The sequence below is a fragment of the Metabacillus niabensis genome, assembly GCF_020524345.1.
GTDB classification, from domain to species: domain Bacteria; phylum Bacillota; class Bacilli; order Bacillales; family Bacillaceae; genus Metabacillus; species Metabacillus niabensis_B.
In genome coordinates this window covers 14,371-31,550 of the sequence record NZ_JAIVLH010000008.1, presented here as the reverse complement: position 1 = coordinate 31,550, position 17,180 = coordinate 14,371, and the positions used below count along the sequence as shown (strand labels likewise).

Annotated in this window: 15 protein-coding genes; 11 read left to right on the top strand and 4 right to left on the bottom strand. The window is 38.8% G+C overall.

Annotation, left to right across the window (positions count from 1 at the left end; translation table 11 throughout):
• Positions 1–6: 6 nt before the first annotated feature.
• On the bottom strand, positions 7–1,407 hold the full coding sequence (gene treP, locus LC095_RS10095; protein ID WP_226528075.1) for a PTS system trehalose-specific EIIBC component: 1,401 nt from the start codon (positions 1,405–1,407) through the stop codon (positions 7–9).
• Positions 1,408–1,626: 219 nt separating this feature from the next.
• On the opposite strand from treP, the gene LC095_RS10090 reads away from it, so the two are divergent.
• Positions 1,627–2,670: a zinc chelation protein SecC gene (locus tag LC095_RS10090; RefSeq protein WP_226528074.1), complete on the top strand. Its 1,044-nt coding sequence runs from the start codon at positions 1,627–1,629 to the stop codon at positions 2,668–2,670.
• A 272-nt stretch (positions 2,671–2,942) separates the two neighbouring features.
• On the opposite strand, the gene ade is transcribed toward LC095_RS10090, so the two are convergent.
• Both ade and LC095_RS10080 read right to left on the bottom strand, forming a co-directional pair.
• Positions 2,943–4,673, bottom strand: coding sequence for an adenine deaminase (ade, locus tag LC095_RS10085; protein WP_226528073.1), 1,731 nt, complete (start codon positions 4,671–4,673; stop codon positions 2,943–2,945).
• 213 nt (positions 4,674–4,886) lie between these two features.
• Positions 4,887–6,899, bottom strand: coding sequence for a hypothetical protein (locus LC095_RS10080; protein ID WP_226528072.1), 2,013 nt, complete (start codon positions 6,897–6,899; stop codon positions 4,887–4,889).
• A gap of 162 nt (positions 6,900–7,061) precedes the next feature.
• On the opposite strand from LC095_RS10080, the gene LC095_RS10075 reads away from it, so the two are divergent.
• The 4 genes from LC095_RS10075 (at position 7,062) to LC095_RS10060 (ending at position 10,335) form a co-directional block, all read left to right on the top strand.
• Entirely contained in the window at positions 7,062–7,817 is a 756-nt protein-coding gene (locus LC095_RS10075) for a threonine/serine exporter family protein (RefSeq protein WP_226528071.1), read from the top strand.
• 45 nt (positions 7,818–7,862) lie between these two features.
• On the top strand, positions 7,863–8,315 hold the full coding sequence (locus LC095_RS10070; protein ID WP_226528070.1) for a threonine/serine exporter family protein: 453 nt from the start codon (positions 7,863–7,865) through the stop codon (positions 8,313–8,315).
• Positions 8,316–8,391: 76 nt separating this feature from the next.
• Positions 8,392–9,291 carry a formyltetrahydrofolate deformylase gene (gene purU, locus LC095_RS10065; protein WP_226528069.1) on the top strand — a complete coding sequence of 300 codons (900 nt, stop codon included), beginning with the start codon at positions 8,392–8,394 and terminating at the stop codon, positions 9,289–9,291.
• Between the two features lie 222 nt (positions 9,292–9,513).
• Complete coding sequence (locus LC095_RS10060) at positions 9,514–10,335, top strand: uroporphyrinogen-III synthase (RefSeq protein WP_226528068.1); 822 nt, start codon at positions 9,514–9,516, stop codon at positions 10,333–10,335.
• A 42-nt stretch (positions 10,336–10,377) separates the two neighbouring features.
• Here the strand turns inward: LC095_RS10060 and LC095_RS10055 are convergent, their stop codons facing one another.
• Positions 10,378–10,836: a DinB family protein gene (locus LC095_RS10055; protein ID WP_226528067.1), complete on the bottom strand. Its 459-nt coding sequence runs from the start codon at positions 10,834–10,836 to the stop codon at positions 10,378–10,380.
• A 361-nt stretch (positions 10,837–11,197) separates the two neighbouring features.
• Here LC095_RS10055 and LC095_RS10050 point away from each other — a divergent pair, with 361 nt between their 5' ends.
• The 6 genes from LC095_RS10050 to LC095_RS10025 all read left to right on the top strand — a co-directional run bounded on the left by LC095_RS10050 (position 11,198) and on the right by LC095_RS10025 (position 17,174).
• Positions 11,198–12,214: a BMP family ABC transporter substrate-binding protein gene (locus LC095_RS10050; RefSeq protein ID WP_226528066.1), complete on the top strand. Its 1,017-nt coding sequence runs from the start codon at positions 11,198–11,200 to the stop codon at positions 12,212–12,214.
• Between the two features lie 76 nt (positions 12,215–12,290).
• On the top strand, positions 12,291–13,811 hold the full coding sequence (locus tag LC095_RS10045) for an ABC transporter ATP-binding protein (protein WP_226528065.1): 1,521 nt from the start codon (positions 12,291–12,293) through the stop codon (positions 13,809–13,811).
• On the top strand, positions 13,795–14,871 hold the full coding sequence (locus LC095_RS10040) for an ABC transporter permease (RefSeq protein ID WP_226528064.1): 1,077 nt from the start codon (positions 13,795–13,797) through the stop codon (positions 14,869–14,871). The genes LC095_RS10045 and LC095_RS10040 overlap by 17 nt, the downstream gene beginning before the upstream one ends.
• Positions 14,858–15,775, top strand: coding sequence for an ABC transporter permease (locus tag LC095_RS10035; RefSeq protein ID WP_226528063.1), 918 nt, complete (start codon positions 14,858–14,860; stop codon positions 15,773–15,775). Before LC095_RS10040 ends, LC095_RS10035 begins: the two co-directional genes overlap by 14 nt.
• Before the next feature lie 18 nt (positions 15,776–15,793).
• Positions 15,794–16,456, top strand: a complete 663-nt coding sequence (locus LC095_RS10030) for a sulfite oxidase-like oxidoreductase (RefSeq protein ID WP_226528062.1) — start codon at positions 15,794–15,796, stop codon at positions 16,454–16,456.
• 1 nt (position 16,457) lies between these two features.
• On the top strand, positions 16,458–17,174 hold the full coding sequence (locus tag LC095_RS10025; protein WP_226528214.1) for a nucleoside phosphorylase: 717 nt from the start codon (positions 16,458–16,460) through the stop codon (positions 17,172–17,174).
• Positions 17,175–17,180 lie beyond the last annotated feature (6 nt).

The window sequence follows — 17,180 nt, the reverse complement described above, 5'->3', positions numbered from 1 at the left end:
TCTGCATTATTTTTCCTTTTTAATTTTAGCTAACAAATAGGTTAAAACAAATGGTACAACAAGGACAATGGCCATTCCGATAAAGAATGAAGGCCAGAATTGTGAATCAATTGATAAGAAGCCCGGTAATCCGCCAACTCCAATTGAAAATGCCTTCACTCCATTAATGGAGATAAACAAACCTGCGATAGCAGAGCCAATTATCGCTGCGATAAATGGATAGCGGTAACGTAAGTTGACACCGAACATTGCTGGCTCTGTAACGCCCAGCCAAGCTGAAATACTTGATGTTAACGCTAAGCCCTTTTGTTTCTCTTCTTTTAAAATAAGCATCATTGCAAATGCAGCAGAGCCTTGTGCAATATTTGAAAGAGCAAGCATTGGCCAGAGGAATGTTCCTCCTGCATTTGCTAATTGAATATCAACAGCTAGGAATGTATGATGCATACCTGTTACAACTAATAAAGCATATAATCCGCCATAGATAAGACCGCCAAGTGCAGCAAAGTTTTCAAAGATCGCAATAACTCCATCTGTTAACACATTTCCTATTGCGAATGTCACAGGTCCGATCACAATGAATGAAGCAAAACCTGTAATTAAAAGTGTTAATGGAGGAACAACTAATAGCTGAATCCCATCAGGAACATGTTTTCTTAAAAAGACTTCCAATTTAGCTAGTAAGAATGAGGCAACCAAAATCGGTAAAACCTGGCCTTGATAACCGATTTTTTCCACTTCTAATCCGAACAGGTTCCAAGTAGGGATTTCTTCAGCAGAACCATATCCCCAAGCATTTAATAAATCTGGATGTACCAACATTAAACCGAGCACAATTCCGAGCAAAGGACTTCCGCCGAAACGATTAACAGCTGACCAACCGATGAGTCCTGGTAAAAAGGTAAAGGCTGTATTAGCAATTAAGTTAATAATATTAGCCAGGTCTGCCCATTGTGGATAAACATCCACTAGTGATTGTTCGTCAAAGAAAATACCTGGTCCTGTTAAGATATTATTAATTCCCATTAATAAACCGGCAGTTACGATGGCCGGGAGAATTGGAATAAAGATGTCAGCTAATGTTTTTATGGCACGTTGAAGTGGATTTAAATTCTTCTCAGAAGCTTTCTTAACATCGTCCTTTGATGCCTCTCCTACTCCTGTTTGCTGAACAAGCTCTTTATAAACCTTATCTACAGTTCCTTGACCGATGACAACCTGAAACTGTCCATTTGTTGAAAAGGACCCTTTTACTAATGAAATGTCTTCAAGTGCTTCTTTATTTACTTTTCCTTCATCAACCAAAGCAAAGCGTAAACGTGTTACACAATGTGTGGCTGCGGAAATATTATCTTTTCCACCAATGGCATCAATAATTTGACTTACTTGTTTTTGATCGACACTCATGGTTTTCCCTCCCGTTTAGTATCCTTTTATTTGTTATATAGCGTTTTCATTTAGGAACTAACTGTTGAAATCTGTATATACAAATATGGTATTATCATAAACTTGTATATACATGTTGTCAACAAAAATAAATCGGTTTCATTTTTAATAAACATTTTATTCATTGTTTCATTGAATTACTGATACATAACATGGTAAAACTGAAAGGAGTTTTTGATTGTGCAGAAAGGAATACGAAAAATGACTTATGAAAGAATAATTGACCAATATATCACAACAAATGATCGGTTTCTACAAGAGTTTATTGCCCAGACTCTTCACGACTATCCGAATAAAAAACGCGAATGGACGAGGATATTGCTCCAAGAAGCTATAGATAATCCTGAAAAAGCATCGCTTCTCTTATATGTAAAGATGGACTCCGAGGATGAAGAGACATCGAATATAGTAGAAAAGGGACTAGGCCAGGTACATGATAGTATTCGTCATTTTTTTGCCCAATTATTACTGGACTTTACCCCTGATATCATCTTGAGAAACCAGCATTTATTAGCAGGTTTAATTCAAGAACAAGACTGGGATCTTTATAGAGTGCTTGTAGAAGGATCCGAAGATGAAGTGTGGAGGGAGTACATAAATATCCTGACCAGACTTGAAAGTGAAAGAAACTTTGATATGAATACATATCTTTTAGCGAAAAAAATTGCATCTACACTGGTGAAAAGGAATTACATATCGAAGGATCAAGTAAAGATGATGTTTGAAGCGAATAGAAATGAAGAATGGTTTCAATATGACGGATATCTGGCCGTCTATATGATGGGGCTAATGGAGATGAAGGAAGCCACAGTTCAACTCGCCTCTCTTTTAACAAGAGAAGATGATATGCTGCTGGAAGAAATATCAGAAGCACTTATCACATTCCAAACAGATGAAGTAGTTGAAGCTGTTAAGGTATACCTAAGTGATGAGGAAACCAATATCTTTGCCACTTCAATTATTGAAAATATAAAATCAGAACATGCCGTAAATGAACTGAGAAAAGCTTATCATCAGGTAGAAGAAAATTTAAAGGGAACAATTTTCGAGGCATTAGTCCATCAGCTATCACCATTAGCCGAACCCGAAATACACGATTATTTAAATAAAGTAGAATCCTCAGCCTTCATTGACATCGACCTTCTGGCATACAGTTACTTCACAATTCTTGGAATCGATCATCCGAAATTAGAGATGTGGGAAGATGCTTTACATAAGAGGTGAAAATTGTGGTAAACCTTTGCGGTGAGTTGCTTTATATATAGGAATTGTTTATATAAAAGTTTATTTTATAGTTTTAAAAACGGAATACTAATTAGGTTGATTGAAGCGGAAGGTGCGAGACTCCTGTGGGAGTAGCGGGGCAGGTGAGATCCACAGGCGCGCAGCTTACGAGGAAGCTCACCGCACGCCCCACGGAAAGCGAGCATCCTGGAGCTTCAATCAACCAACAGCAATACTTATTACAATGCAACGAGGTTTGCAAATTAAAAGCCCTACTGAATAACCTCAATATGCTTAAAATCCTTCACCTGAAACAATCCTAAATCTGTTAATTTAAGTTCCGGAATAACAGGTAACGCCAAAAACGACATGGTCAAAAATGGATTAAAATTCCCGGAAAACCCAATTTCAACCAAAGCTTTATCTATTTCCTTCAAACTTTCATGAATTTGTATAAAAGGAGCAGTCGTCATTAAACCTGAAATTTCAAGTGGCAATGATGCAATCACCTCATCATCGTTCACCACAACTAAGCCGCCTCCCATTGCTTTTAAAACGTCTATTGCCCTTAGAAAATCTTGATCATTTGTTCCGATTGCGATGATGTTATGAGAGTCATGTGCAACAGTTGAAGCAATGGCTCCAGACGTTAAGCCGAACCCTTTGACAATACCTAACCCGATATTTCCTGTAGAGGAATGTCGTTCAATCACAGCCATTTTAAGCTGATCCTTTGTGATCGAGGGTTGAAAATGGCCATGCTCTTTATCAACTTTTTCCACTACATGCTTTGTGATAATTTTATTCGGGATGATTTCAATCATATTGGCTGATGCGTCTTTTGGACAAGGTATTTGGATATCTTCAAGGCCTATTTCGTTAATATGGATCGTATCTAATAAGGAGGAAGGTATCATATCTTTTTTATAAGAAGAATGTACACAATGACCTTCTTCTGCAATGAGTTCTCCTTTAATGAATACTTGGTTCACTTTAACGGTTTGAAGATCATCTAAAAAGACAAGATCCGCATCATATCCGGGAGCAATAGCTCCTTTTGTTGTTAATCCAAAACACTCTGCTGCATGAAGTGTCGCCATTTGGTAGGCAGTGACCGGATCTATTCCATTTTCAATAGATAGGAAAATGTTATAGTCAATGCTTCCTTCTGCGATCAAGTCATCTAAGTGTTTATCATCTGTAACAAATAGGCAGCGTCTCGCATTTCGTTCTGTGATAACGGGCAAAAGAGCTTTTACATCTCTGGCTGCTGAACCTTCTCTCAGCATCACATACATCCCTCTTTTTAACCTTTCATGTGCTTCTTCGGGAGTGACACATTCATGATCTGTTTTAATACCTGCAGCTGCATATATATTTAAAGCATCTCCAGTAATTCCAGCGGCGTGACCATCAATTTTTTTCCCAAGTTGATGAGCGTCAGAGAGCTTTTCCATCATCATTTGTTCTTGGTGAAAGACAGATGGAAAATCCATTACTTCTGCAAGACCAAGTACATGGTCTTCCTGATAAAATCCCCTTAAATCATTGGCTGATAATGTAGCTCCTGCGTTTTCAAATGGTGTTGCAGGAACACAGGATGGCAGCATAAAGAATATGTTTAGAGGAAGGTTTTTAGCGGAATCAATCATAAATTGAATGCCTGCCTTACCACTTACATTTGCAATTTCATGCGGGTCGGCAATGACTGTAGTAACACCGTGCGGAACGACAACCTGTGAAAATTGCTGTGGAGTGACCATGGCGGATTCAATGTGTACATGTCCGTCGATAAATCCGGGAGAAATATATTTTCCATTTGCATCAATGATTTTTTCACCCTCATATTGTCCAATCCCGATGATGATTCCATCTTGAATCGCAATGTCCTCTTCGAGAATGTCACCATTAAATACGTCAATGATTTTTCCGTTCTTTATCACGATATCAGCTTTTACCTTTTTTGCTGATGCAGCTAGTTTTCTAGTTAAAGATTGATTCATTAGGAAAAAGCTCCTTTCCTTTGCTGGTAGTATGGTTCCCAAAATGATCCTATTTAAATGACTGTAATAAAAAACCGCAAGAAAAAGATACTTTCTCTTTGCGGGTGTCATCCAGACATTTATATTTTCTTATAGATTAGCATACATTTTAAAACGTGTAACATATCGTGTCAATATATATTACATGGTGTTTTTGACATGTTTCCGAAAGATCTATGATTCACTAAATGGGTCAAAATGGAGTTGCCCCTCTGTATTTAGTAGTAAAGTATTTTGTAGGGATGTCTTTTTATCTTGAAGAAGCCCAAGGTTATTTTGTGTTTCGACAATAGTTCCGTGTTCTAGTGACTGATAGCTCATTTCCTCTTCCCAGTATGTGACGGTGTTATCGTGATTTGAGTTTTCTAACTCAGTCCATGCTCCATCTTTTTTGCCAAACCTTTTCGGAATCGGTTCATTTCTGCGTAAAGTGTGAAGTCGCACAATCAGTTTTATCATGCTGCCTGTTAACCAATCAAAACTTATATTTTTCATCGGACTGCTTGTTACTTGGTAAATGGAAAGCTCTTCACCATTCAGGATGACATTTGCCTTTACAGCTGAAGCATAATGAACATCACCTGATAAAATGATGCATTTTCTCAATTGATGTTTTGATAAAAAGTGAAGGAAAGAATAGAAACCTGTTAAATTGTATTTCCACGCCTCAAAATCTAATTGATACTGAACGGATGCTCCAAAGTATTGAAAAGGATACACTTGTTTTCTTAAAAAAGACTCTATTACATCAACTCCGTATAAAGGTGTAGGTGATGCGATGCGAAGGATATCCCCTTTCTTCCATTTGGAATCTTTAAGCAATTGATCTAGTAATGTCCATCCCTTTTGTCCAATTAATATGGGTGTCTTCACAGTCTCGTTTATGAGATGCAGCAGTTTAACTTTTGTTGGCGAATAATCATATTCTCGAAGTGTACGAGTATCTAAGCAAAGAGTGAGAGGTGTTGTCGGTGCGATAAAATGCCATGAGTCAAAAGATAATAGTGTATCCTGCCACTTTTGATAGGGGTGGGATCCAATCGGATATGTTTTCACATATTGTTGTATGGTTTCGATAAAATCATCATGAAATGTATCTGGTTGATTTCCCCAACCTTGAAATGCCCAAAACGCTGTTAAACCATTGCAAATGATATGTTTACCAAGAGACGTTCCGTATACATTTTTGTTCCATTCGGTTGAGATGTTCCAATCGTCTGTTATATCGTGATCATCAAAAATCATATAGGATGGGATGTTGGCCAGCACTCTTCTTACTTTTGATGTGCTTCGGCAAAAATTGTGAAGTTCTTCCAGTTGTTCATCGTATCTTTCCTGAAGCTGTTCTTTATCATGATTTGCAAGGTATCCATTCTGCTCATGATGAAATAAATTCCAAAGAACGGGGCTCCAGCTTAGCAGGTACATCGCTGCATACTCACCGAAGGAAATCAGATGGTTGTGTGCATGTGAGGATGTAAAGTTACATAATGTTTCAATAATCTCTTGTCTGCCTTGAATTTTGTATAAGTGATGTATATATTGCTGAAGTTTAGGTTCAACAAAAGTAAGATCTTCATTTTTACCCATTATTTCGTGTACGATTGAGTGAAGATATGGGACAAGTGGGTCTGCAATATCATCTGCATATATTTGATCTCCAAGCATAAAAAGAGAGCTGGGCCGTAAATTAAGATCAAATCGATGTTGCTGAAGGGTTTGATCAGCATTTGGTAAGGCATCTTGTCCTTTTCCGTGTGCTTTGCGACAGGAACCATATAGAACAGGAGACTCTTTTTTTGTGCTAATATAAAAGGTTGGATAGTCTAATCCTTCATAAACAAGTGAATCTGGATGGTTTGCGGTTAATAAGTGAAAGCTATCGAGGTCATACATTTGAGCGTCTTTTTCTAGATAAAGGTTATAGCCCAGTAGTTCTTCGACAGGAAAATTTTTTTTAGTTGGACTTATATTAATTAAATGGACAAACAATTTTTTTCCTAAGTGTATCGTTTTTGTTTGTGTTTGGACTGGCAAAGACTCATATTTTAAGCCTTTTTCTGATTTGTGAATGCTCAATATCTCTGCTGTAATTGAGGCATGTTCACTAGTTGCCAACCAAATTGTCACTTGATTATTGTCTACTCGACGAAGGATTGGACCGGATAGAATCATAGGTATTTGCATGGGTCCAGTCACCACCTTAAAAAATAGGTATTTATCCTACGTTATTCATAGTTAAGGATTTGGTGAGGACGATAAACAAGTTGTTTATGTTGAATGATTTGCTTAATAATGAATTCTTCATTAAACTCTAACTAGATATTTTACAATGGGATGGTGGAGCTGGTGACTAATAACCAAAACCAAACCTTTGATGTGATCGAGGTGTGTTTGCTGGCGGGTAAGATTATGCTCAGGAGTGGTGCAGAAACCTATCGGGTGGAAGATACAATGATGAGAATTGCCGCAGCTTTTGGAATTGCAGATTCCCATAGCTATGTCACACCAACAGGAATTATTTTTTCTGTAAGCAGTAAAACACCGACACAGCTAGTTAGAATTGTGGATCGTTCAACAGATTTACAAAAAGTTGCAAAGGTTAATGGAGTCTCAAGGCAAATTAGTAATGGAGAACTCTCTGTAGAAGAAGCATATGATCAGCTAAAAGTAATTGAGCTTGATGCACATGCTTATCCGATTTGGGTACAAATTGCCGCTGCATCTATTGCGAGCGGATGCTTTCTTATTATGTTTCAAGGAACTTGGTCGGACTTCTTACCGGCTGTTGTGGCTGGAGGTATTGGATTTTCAAGCTTGATCTATATTCATCAACTTGTTGAAATAAAATTTTTCGCAGAATTTCTGGCTTCATTACTAATCGGCCTATTATCAGTCTTTTTTGTAGTCCTTAATATAGGAACAGAACTTGATAAAATTATTATTGGTTCCGTGATGCCATTAGTACCGGGCCTATTAATCACAAATGCTGTTAGAGATTTAATGGCAGGCCATTTAGTGTCAGGTATATCAAAAGGTGCAGAGGCATTTTTAACGGCATTTGCGATAGGAGCAGGTGTTGCGGTTGTCTTTTCGTTTTATTAAGAAGTCTCAAATGGGCCGCTTCCGTATGTTTAAGGGGGTTTTTGTTTGATTGAACAGGTGTTCACAAGCTTTGTCGCATCAGCTGCATTTGGGATTATTTTTAATGCTCCTGTAAAAGCTCTATTGCGGGCCGGGCTTGTCGGTATGATTGGTTGGATGATTTATATCGGCCTGTATGAATATTCGGATGATAGCGTGGTTTCTACGTTGATTGCTTCATTTTTCATTGCCATTATTAGTCAATTTTACGCGAAGAGGCATAAGACACCTGTTATCATTTTTAATGTTTCAGGAATCATTCCATTGGTTCCGGGTGGTTTAGCCTATGATGCGATGCGGCAGGTTGTAGAAAATCATTATAATGAAGCAATAGCACTTGCAGCTAAAGCCTTTATGATTTCAGGCTCAATTGCCATCGGGTTGGTTTTATCAGAAGTGATGAATCAAATCATTCGTAAGGTGAAAAATAGAGGAAATAAACAAACTATCAGACCATGAAGATAAATTTGATCTTAAATAATTGGTAAGTCTAATGTATAATGTTTTAATTATGAATAGTGAGGTATTTTAAAAAATGAATGCATTTATAAAAAATTCAATACAACAATTTCAGGATAACAATCAGAATCGCGGACGTTTATTAGTTAGCTGTCCGGACCAACCTGGTATTGTATCTGCCATTTCTAAGTTCTTATTCTCACATAATGCGAATATTATTGAATCAAGTCAGTATTCGACAAATCCGGAAGGTGGTACATTTTTTATTCGGATTGAGTTTGAATGTCCAAACCTGAAGGAAAAAGCGTCTGAGATGGAAAATCAATTTGGTGACATCGCGAAAGAATTTTCGATGGAATGGAAACTGACTCATGTGTACAATATGAAAAAGGTGGCCATTTTCGTCTCAAAAGAGCTACACTGTTTATTAGAGCTAATTTGGGAATGGCAAAGCGGCGACTTAATGGCAGACATTGCCATGGTTATAAGCAATCATGAGGAAGCAAGGGAAGTTGTAGAGCCTTTGAACATTCCATTCTATTATATCCCGGCAAATAAGGATATTCGTGAGCAAGTGGAAGAAAAGCAGTTAGAGCTTTTAAAAGAACACAATATTGATTTGATTATTTTAGCTCGTTATATGCAAATTTTAACGCCAAAGTTTGTGTCAGCAAATCCAAATAAAATTATCAATATTCATCACTCATTCTTACCTGCGTTTATCGGCGCAAGACCATATGAACGTGCATATGGACGTGGTGTAAAATTAATAGGTGCCACATCCCATTACGTAACAAATGACCTGGACGAAGGCCCGATTATTGAACAAGATATTAGCCGTGTCGATCACCGTGACAATGTTGACAGTTTAAAGAAAATCGGACGATCTGTTGAACGAAGTGTACTGGCAAGAGCTGTTAAATGGCACTTAGAGGATCGAATTCTTGTTCATGAAAATAAAACAATTATCTTTTAATCATTGAGAGGGGTTCGAATTTTTTCGAACTTCTTTTGTTTATAGTGGAAAAGTGGACTTTGCAAAATTAGTAGTTTTTTTCAAAATTAAGCTTAAAAAAGCTCTCAAAAGTGAAAATCCTCCGGTTTAGAATCCCGCATATTAAACTGCTGCCAATTTAAATAACGAACTTTTCAAAAAAGTGATACAATATGAGCAATAAAATATAAGCGGAGGTACGTTATGAAGCGACTAAATGGCAAAACAATCGCCCTTGCAGGTCAGCGTAAATCTGAAGAGTTAAGTAAATTAGTAGAAAATTTAGGTGGGCAAGCATTAATTCGTCCGGCACAGGGAACCGTTTTTTTAGACGATACAAATGTAGAAAAAGAAATTCATGCCCTCATAGAAGGTAACTTTGATTGGCTCATCTTTACAACAGGGCTTGGAACAGACAAGCTTTATCAAACAGCTGCCAACATGGAATTAGGTGAACAATTCCTCCAAGCATTATCAAATGCAAAAATTGCGGCAAGAGGCTATAAGACTGTTAATGTTCTTAAAAAGCTGGGGGTAACACCAGATGTAAGAGATGATGACGGAAGTACGGCCGGTTTGGTGAGAGAACTACGTGGACACTCTTTAAAAGGCTGTCGGGTGGCTCTGCAGCTTCATGGTGATCCAGCACCCCTTTTAATAGACTTTCTTGAAGAACAGCAAGCAGAATATCGGGAAATCCTTCCTTATAAGCACATCCCGCCAAAGCCAGAAGTGATGGAACAGCTCGTTCGCGAAATACTAGCTGGAAAAATAGATGCAGTGAATTTCACAAGTACGCCGCAGGCAAGATTTTTAATGTCCTATGCAAAAGAACATGGACTGGAAAAGGAACTCTTAGATGCATTTTCAACAAATGTAATGGCTGTTTCCGTCGGAAAAGTAACAGCACAGGCATTAAGAGAAGTTGGAATTACAAGAATGGTTGTTCCGGAGGAAGAACGTATGGGAAGTGCCATCATTGCTTTGGTCAATTATTATAAAGGACTGGAAGAGAACACAAACTAATAAATGCCTGACATCCTTAAATGATGTCAGGCATTTTATTGTTTAAGACCGGCTAACAAAGAACGGCAAAGATTCAACTCCAAGTAAGCGGGCATATGTGAATAGTTGACCTTTATGGTGAATTTCGTGATCTTTTCCGCTTTCAAGCAGGACTAAGCCAGGCATCTTCATACCGGCAAATTCAACAATTGCAGCCAGTTGATCTTCAGTTAAAGATTCCAACTTAGATTTTGTCTGATTTGTTTGATTTTCTACGAATGTTTTTAGTTCGCTTATAGTTTCGATTTTTGATGTTCCTGTTGGAGGAGTGAACTCTCCATTTATCACAGTATCAGCAAACATTTCCATTGCACCTGAAATATGTAAGACAAGCCGTGAAAGTGACATAGCTTCTTCCCATGGCTTATAGCTAAGATGTTGATCTTCAAATGTATCAAGTAATTCATGTAGTACTTTGCGGTGACTCATCCAGCCTGAAACCAACTCATTGATTCTTGCCATGCTTACCATCTCCCTAAAAAAGTTCAATTCAATACAATTATATCTTAAAGTTAAAGAAATAACTTTGATTATGCTTTATTGTTTTTCCGTTGCAGCCCATATATAAAAGTGTGAATAATATTATTATTTCAGAAAAAGATCTTGCATTATTTTCATTTTTCTTTAAAATAAGAAATAATTTAATTTTTCGACAAATTTAGATAAATGCTCTTCCTCCTAAAAGGAAGGGTATTTTTGTGTAAAATACGAACATTTTAAATGAAAAATATAAAAATGTTTGTATTTAGTGTTTATTTAACTGATAAGTTAGTGTATATTTGTCAGTAGATGAAAAAAACACGAAAATAGAGGTGGGTCTTACGTGAAAAAGTTATTTATGTTTATTGCATTATTCACATTCCTGCTTGCTGGTTGTGGAGCAAATGAATCATCAAATTCAGCAGGCGATCAAAAAGAAGAAAAAGCAAAGAAAATTGCCCTTGTTCTACCGGAAAAAATTGGGGTGAACCCTTTCTTTCAGCAAATGGACGATGGCGCTAAGGAAGCTGCTGAGGAATTTGGTTTTGAGCTTAAAACTATTGAATCAACAGACCATTCTGCAATTGAAGAAAACTTACGTGTAGCTGTTGCAGAAGGCTATGACTTAATTATTACGTCTTCTTTTGAATCAGAGGATGCGTTAAAGAAAGTGGCAGGAGAAAATCCTGATCAACAATTTGCGATTATTGATACAACGGTTGATTTACCAAATGTACGTAGCGTAAATTTTAGAGAACATGAAGCGGCATACCTTTTAGGTGCAGCAGCTGGTCTGTCAACAAAAACAAATACAGTTGGTATGGTAGCAGCTATGGATATTCCGCTATTGAAGAAATGGACAGTTGCCTTTGAAGAGGGCCTAAAAGCAACAAATCCTGATGCGGAATATATTGTGAACTTTGTAGGAAGCTTTGATGACCCTGCTAAAGCAAAAGAGCTTGCTTTATTACAAGCATCAAAAGGTGCAGATTTTATCGCTGGTGCGGCAGCTGTTGGCGACCTTGGTGTATTTGAAGCTGCAGAAGAAAAAGGGTTCTATACTGCTGGGCAAGATATTGACCGTACAGAACTGGACCCGGAGCACATCGTTCTTTCTCAGTTAAAAGGAACAGATGCAGTAGCTTACGAAACAATCAAGGCTTTTTCTGAAGGTACGTATGAGCCGGGTGTTGTTGCTTACGGCTTAAAAGAAGAAGGTGTTGGGTTAACATATGTTACTCATGAGAGTGAAACACCATTAAGTGATTTTGTCGGACAAGAAGTCATTGATCAAGTAACAGCAATAAAAGAAGATATTATCAGTGGGAAGCTGGAAGTTAAAAATCCTTTAGAGAACTAAATAGAATTAACCATCCGAAACCGACTACAAACTTTTGCAGTCGGTTTCCCAATGCTTATCGGAGGGAGGCTGAAAAATGACGAAGCGGTTAGAAATGAAAAATATGACAAAGATGTACGGAAGTTTTATTGCAAATGATTCCATTTCACTTTCACTTAAAGCTGGGGAGGTCCATGCAGTGGTTGGTGAAAATGGAGCTGGAAAAACAACTTTAATGAGAATGCTGTACGGAATGGAGCAGCCAACCTCAGGTGAAATTTTTATAGATGGCAAGCATGTGACTTTTGCTAATCCGAAAGATGCAATCAAAAATCGAATTGGTATGGTGCATCAGCATTTTATGTTGTTTCCTGATTTTACTGCAGCTGAAAATATTGTGATTGGTCATGAACCAAAGAAGGCAGGATTTTTTAATCGAAAAAAAGCAACCGAGCTGGTTCAAGAATTAGTAGAAACATATCAGATTCCAGTTAGGCCGAACGCGAAAACAGCTAATTGCTCGATTGGAGAGCAGCAGCGGATTGAAATCTTAAAAGTTCTTTATCAGGGTGCTGATATCATTATTTTAGATGAGCCCTCTGCTGTGCTAACTCCTATTGAAGTTAAAGGTCTGCTGAAAACAATTCGCCAGCTGGCTGATCAAGGAAAAAGCATTATCCTTATCACACATAAGCTTCGTGAAGTAATGGAAGTTGCTGATTCTATAACCGTTCTTCGCAACGGAAAAGTCACAGGGAATGTAACAAAAGAACAAACATCTGTTGATGAGCTGGCAAAGTTAATGGTAGGGCGTGAGCTCCATGATTTAACTGAACGTGTACAAATGAATAGGGAAGCCATTCTTGAAATAAAAAATGTCACGGTACAGGAAAAAGACAACAAGCCTTTATTAGATGATATATCTTTGACTGTGAATCGCGGAGAAATTGTTGGAATTGCCGGTGTTTCAGGAAATGGTCAATCAGAGCTTCTCCAAGTTATATCCGGATTGCGATCAGTGAAAAAGGGATCCATTCTTTTAGACGGAAAGGATATGACAAATCAATCGGTTCTTTCAATTCGCGATGCAGGGTTGTCCCATATTCCGGAGGACCGTTATTTATGGGGAGCAGCAAAACAAGCGACTGTTGAAGAGACAGGTCTGATGGGATATCACAAAAAACCTCAATATCGATCTTATTCCTTTTTAAGAAAGGCTCCATTCCGAAAGCTGGTTAACAGCTGGATTGAGAAGTTTGAAATCAAAGCAGGCTCGCTTGAGGAAAAGGCAGGAAATTTATCAGGCGGTAATCTACAAAAGCTTATCGTTGCAAGAGAGCTTGGTCAGGAAACGCCAATTTTAATTGCAGCAGAACCAACTCGTGGTGTGGATATTGGTGCGATGGAGTATATTCATGAAGCACTTATTGAAAAGCGTAATAAAGGAGAAGCTGTTCTGCTCGTCTCTTCAGAATTAAGTGAAATCATGGCATTATCTGATCGCATTCTCGTCATGTATGAAGGAGAAATTGCCGGGGAAATGGATCGTCAGAACGCAACAGAAGAAGCAATCAGTGTTTTAATGGCAGGAGGAAATCATCATGAAAGTAAAAACTAGTCTCATACCATTTCTTCGCCCGTTACTTCAGCCGTTCATTGCCATTCTTATCGGGTTGATAACAGGAGCCATTGCCATTTGCATTGCTGGTGAGCCTGTACTTGCTTCATATAAAGAGATGTGGAACGGTGCTTTCGGTAACTTTTATTTCCTTACATCAACCTTGGCAAGAGCAACTCCGATTATGTTGATTGGATTAGGTGTTGCCCTGGCATTCCGTGCAGGGGTATTTAATCTTGGGGCTGAGGGACAAATGGTACTGGGCGCTGTAAGTGCCGCCCTTGCAGGTATCTACTTCCCTGGCAGTGGAATCGGAAAAATGATTCTTGTTTTACTCGTTGGAATTATTGCTGGCGGACTATGGTCATTGTTTGCAGGCTGGCTTGAAGCTAAATTTAAAGTTCAACTATTAATTTCTACCTTGCTTTTAAACTATATAGCTGTGTTATTTGCAAGCTACTTAGTTTCAGACCCGTTCCAAGATAAAACAGGTTCAGCGGCACTTGCACAAACTGCTATGCTTGATCAAAGTGTTTGGCTGCCGAAGTTGTTTCAAGGAATGAGTGTTCATTGGGGCTTTGTTATTGCGGTTGCAGCTGCTCTTATTATGTATCTCATTTTTCGGACAACTTCAGCAGGATATGAAGTGAAAATGCTTGGATTTAACCCGTTTTTCGCTTCATATGGTGGTGTGAACAAAATCAAGGTGATGCTGACGAGTATGTTTATTAGTGGAGCATTATCAGGGCTTGCCGGTACAGTAGAGGTATTGGGAACACAGTACCGTTTTGTTGATGGTGCACTAACAGGACCTGGATTAGCGTGGACGGGTTTAATGGCAACACTTCTGGCAAACTCTCATCCTATTGGTACAGCGGTTACCTCGATCTTTTTGGCTGCTCTTGAAACAGGGGCAATGGGACTGGAGCGAAATACACAGGTTCCTCTTGAGGTTTCCAGTATTATTCAATCGGTTCTAATCTTATTTATATCTGCAAAAATCACGTTGAAGTGGTGGAAACGAAAATCGAAAGCGGGTGGTTCAAATGGAACTATTTGATTTAACACTATTAAGCTCGACCATTCGCATGGTAACACCCATTCTCCTTGCTGCATTAGGTGGAGCATTATGTGCACGTGTAGGATTATTCAATGTTGGGCTGGAAGGGTTAATCTTAATCGGCGCCTTCTCGGCTATCGTAGGAAATCATGTTACAGGTAGTGTATTTCTGGCTGTCGTATTTGCAGCATTCATGTCATTGTTGTTTTCAATGCTTTTTGCATTTATGACGATCAATCTGAAAGCAAATGATATCGTTGTCGGTGTAGCCATAAACTTCTTAGCCCTTGGTTTAACCACCTTTGCTCTTCGGACAATATTCGATGTGAAAGGTGCTTATTATGATAAAAACATGCAGGGACTTCCGAAATGGGATATCCCGGTTATTGAGGATATTCCAGTCATCGGTTCCTTATTTTCAGGACATTCTCCACTTGTCTATTTATCATTTTTAATGGCCATCTTGTTATATATTTTCTTATATAGAACGGTAACGGGTTTTCGGGTATTATCTGTTGGAATGAACCCTGTAGCGGCGAGGAGTTTAGGGCTAAAAGTAGGCTCGCTTCAATATATGGCTATCGCCTTGTCCGGTATTTTATGCGGACTTGCAGGTGCACAGCTTTCACTGGGGCAAGTGACGATGTTTACTGAAGGTATGACAGCAGGACGCGGATTTATCGCACTTGTAGCGACGATGCTAGGTCAATCACACCCAATTGGGATTATTGGTTCCAGTTTATTATTCGGATTCATGGATGCGATGAGCATAAGACTTCAAGGATTTTCTTTACCAACCCAATTCACACAAATGCTTCCGTATGCCATCACAATCATTGCTATGTTCTTATTAAGAGATCGTGGAATGGGATCACAACAAGGTAACCAACAGAGCGGAAGATAGATAGAAAGGAAGGGAAACATGAAAAAAGCAGATCGAATTAAACGAATGAAAGTACCAGCAGTTGACCCAAAACTAGCAAAGCGGCTCCCACCTGGTCAGGTGCTAACCGAGCGTTTTCCAATACTGCACGAGGGAGATGTCCCCACCTATAACATGGCTAAATGGACACTTCGAATCTTTGGAGCGGTTAATAAAGAAGTGACTCTTTCGTATGACGACATCATGAAGATGAAACAATCATCGGTTACAAGTGACATCCACTGTGTGACGAGATGGTCCCGTTTTGATAACACATTTACAGGTGTGAAATTTCAAGATTTCATGAAGGAGTTAGGTCTTGAAGCAAAAGGGAAATATGTCATGCTGCATGCAGATCAAGATTATACAGCAAACGTAGCTTTATCAGATCTTGACCGGGATGACGTCTTGCTTGCCCATTCGTTTGAAAATGAGCCGTTAACTGATAAACATGGTTGGCCGTTGCGCCTCGTTGTTCCACATCTGTATTTCTGGAAAAGTGTGAAATGGATTAGAGGAATTGAATTTATCGATGAAAATCAACCCGGATTCTGGGAACAAAATGGCTTTCATATAAACGGAGACCCGTTCAAAGAGGAGAGATTTTCCGGTGAAGATTTATCGATTCCGGAGGATGAATGGGAGAGAAAAGATTATGACTGATATGCTTCCTAACTTAAAAATAAATCCTGAGGAATTACCGAAAAGAATCATCGTTTGTGGTGATCCTGGCCGTGCGGAGCAAATGGCTGGCTTACTAGATAATGGACAGCCTCTTGCAAAAAATCGTGAATATCACAGTTATAAAGGCAGCTGGAATGGTGTTGAAGTGGCGGTTGTGAGTCATGGCGTTGGTTCACCGGGAGCGGCAGTTTGTTTTGAAGAATTAATAAAAGGCGGGGCGGAGGTTCTCATTCGTGTTGGAACAGCCGGATCTTACCAAAAAGACATTCAGCCGGGACATCTAGTGATCAGCACAGCAGCAGTCAGAATGGATGGCTTAACACGCCAGCTTGTGCCTGAGGGCTTCCCTGCTATTGCAAATCATCAGATCGTGGATAAATTAGTGGAGGCTGCATCAGCAAGGCAGCAAAAGGCTCATGAAGGAATCACATTAACATTGGATGTGTTTTACTCAGGGGTTGTTCCTTTTCCACATGAGCTTTACAAACAAGCCGGTGTATTAGCAGTAGAAATGGAAAATTCAGCATTATTTACAATCGGAGCTATTCGTGGGGTGAAAACGGGGGCAATCTTAGCTATTGATGGATTTGCAGATGCGGATTTGAGTAATGAATATAATCCCCATACTGAAGTAGTTGCAAAGGCAATTGAGCAGGAAGCTCTTGTTGCGTTGGATGCATTGGTGGCGGGAGAGTGAAAGGCA